This is a genomic window from Kitasatospora sp. NPDC093558 (assembly GCF_040683475.1).
Classification (GTDB): Bacteria; Actinomycetota; Actinomycetes; order Streptomycetales; family Streptomycetaceae; genus Kitasatospora.
In genome coordinates this window covers 1-2,415 of the sequence record NZ_JBFBDY010000833.1, presented here as the reverse complement: position 1 = coordinate 2,415, position 2,415 = coordinate 1, and the positions used below count along the sequence as shown (strand labels likewise).

Sequence of the window (2,415 nt, the reverse complement as noted above, 5' to 3'; positions counted from 1 at the left end):
CCTGGTACGACGAGTTCGGCAACCTGACCGCGGACCTCCCGCTGCGCACCGCCCCCGGCAGTCCGCTGAACCTGCCGGAGGATGCCACCGCGACGCGCTGGGTGGAGGGCCTCACGGCCACCGACGCCACGGTGCTGGCCGGCTACGAGCACCCCCACTTCGGCCGCTGGCCCGCCGTCACCACCCGCCGCCACGGCGAGGGCCGGGTGACCTGCGTCGGCACCGTGCCCGGCCGCGACCTCGCCCGGGAACTGGCCGCCTGGCTGGCCCCGGCCGCCGCCGGCCCCTGGCGCGACCTGCCCGCCTCCGTCGCCGCGACGACCGGGACCTCCCCGGACGGACGCCGCGTCCACGTGGTCCACAACTGGAGCTGGCAGCCCGCCGACGTCCCGGCACCCGTGGAGCTGACCGACGTCCTGAACGGCACTGCCGTCGCGGCCGGCGAGCCGGTCTCCCTGGGCGCCTGGGACGTACGGGTGTTCGTCGCACGCTGATTGACGAGGCGGCGGGGTCGGGAGCGAAGGACAAGATGGTGGACAACCGATACGGCCGAGGATTTTGCGGCCGGAATTAAATGGCCGGGAAACTGGGCCGAAACACCGTCACGCGACTCTTCGGTCGTCAGCCGAGCCAACGTCCCCTGGCCCCCTGGCCCCACCCCCGGAGGAGTGACGAGTCGTGACGCAAACCATCGACGAGCAGAAGCCGAGAACACGGTCCGGCAGGCGGTGCAACGACTGGACGCAGAACAGCACCCTGGAGGACTACTCGCTGCGCTACGCGCCCAAGTCCTTCCGGCGCTGGACCCCGTACGTGGTGGCCACCACCGCCCTGGGCGGCATCGCCTACCTGGCGGACTTCGCCATCGGCGGCTCCATCGCCATCTCCAACGGCTTCGGCAGCGCGATGGTGGCGATCCTGGCCGCCGCGGTGGTCATCTTCCTGACCGGCATCCCGATCTCGTACTACTCGGCGAAGTACTCCATCGACATGGACCTGCTGACCCGGGGCGCCGGATTCGGGTACCTGGGCTCGACGCTGACCTCGGTGATCTACGCCAGCTTCACCTTCATCTTCTTCGCGCTCGAAGGGTCGATCATGGCCCAGGCGCTCCAGCTCGGCATCGGGATCCCGCTGCCGGTCGCCTACCTGATCGCCTCGCTGATCATCCTCCCGCTGGTCATCTACGGGATGACCGCGCTGTCGAAGATGCAGGTCTGGACGCAGCCGATCTGGCTGGTGCTCATGGTCGCCCCGTTCGTCTCCATCGCCATCCAGGATCCCGACAAGTTCTCGGCCTTCACCCACTTCGCGGGCAACTCGCCCACCGGGTCCCGGATCAGCATGCTCGGGATCGGCGCCGGGGCCGGCGTCGCGCTGTCCCTGATCGCGCAGATCGGCGAGCAGGTCGACTACCTGCGCTTCATGCCGGACAAGACCCCGCAGAACGCCAGGAGGTGGTGGGGCGCCGTGATCAGCGCCGGACCGGGCTGGGTCGTCCTCGGCGCGGCCAAGCAGATCGGCGGCGCCTTCCTCGCGTTCTACATCGCCGGCAGCGTGGGCCTGGACAAGGCCGACGAGCCGATCCAGCAGTACCTCGCCGGCTTCAAGACCTTCGCCGCGCCCGTCGCACTGGGCCTGGCCACGTTCTTCGTGATCCTCTCCCAGATCAAGATCAACTCGACGAACGCCTACTCCGGCTCGCTCTCCTGGTCCAACTTCTTCTCCCGCCTCACCCACCGCCACCCGGGCCGCGTCGTCTACATCTTCCTCAACGTCGGCATCGCCCTGGCGCTGATGGAGGGCGGCGTCTTCGGCTTCCTCAACACCGTGCTCGGCTTCTACTCCAACGTCGCCATCGCCTGGATCGGCGCCGTCGTCGCCGACCTGGTCATCAACAAGCCGCTGAAACTCAGCCCGTCCTACATCGAGTTCAAGCGCGCCCACCTGCACAACTTCAACCCGGTCGGCTTCGGCTCGATGCTGATCGCCTCGGCGGTCTCCATCACCGCCTACTTCGGCGCCTTCGGCTCCTACGGCACCGCGTTCTCCCCGTTCATCGCGCTCTTCCTCGCGATGGCCCTCTCGCCCCTCCTCGCGGTGCTCACCAAGGGCAAGTACTACATCGCCCGCACCGACGACCAGGACGAGCCGCTCTTCACCGCGGACGGTCTGCTCTCCGCCGCCACGCTGACCTGCACCGTCTGCGCCGAGGACTTCGAACGCCCGGACATCGCCGGCTGCCCCTTCCACCAGGGCGCGATCTGCTCCCTGTGCTGCAGCCTGGAGAAGGACTGCCACGACTCCTGCAAGAAGGGCACAGCCGGCGCCGGCCCGGTCGACCTCGCCATGCCCACCGTCCGCTCCGCCACCTGACCGCCCGCCGCAACGGCCGTTGCAGCAAGGGGCGGTGGG

The 2,415-nt window shown here is 69.1% G+C and carries 2 protein-coding genes; both read left to right on the top strand.

Annotation, left to right across the window (positions count from 1 at the left end; genetic code table 11):
- On the top strand, positions 1–494 hold a 494-nt coding region (locus tag AB0O00_RS35845; protein ID WP_363658889.1), incomplete at its 5' end, for a beta-galactosidase trimerization domain-containing protein.
- Positions 495–678: 184 nt separating this feature from the next.
- Positions 679–2,376 carry a hypothetical protein gene (locus AB0O00_RS35840; protein ID WP_363658888.1) on the top strand — a complete coding sequence of 566 codons (1,698 nt, stop codon included), beginning with the start codon at positions 679–681 and terminating at the stop codon, positions 2,374–2,376.
- Positions 2,377–2,415: the final 39 nt, after the last annotated feature.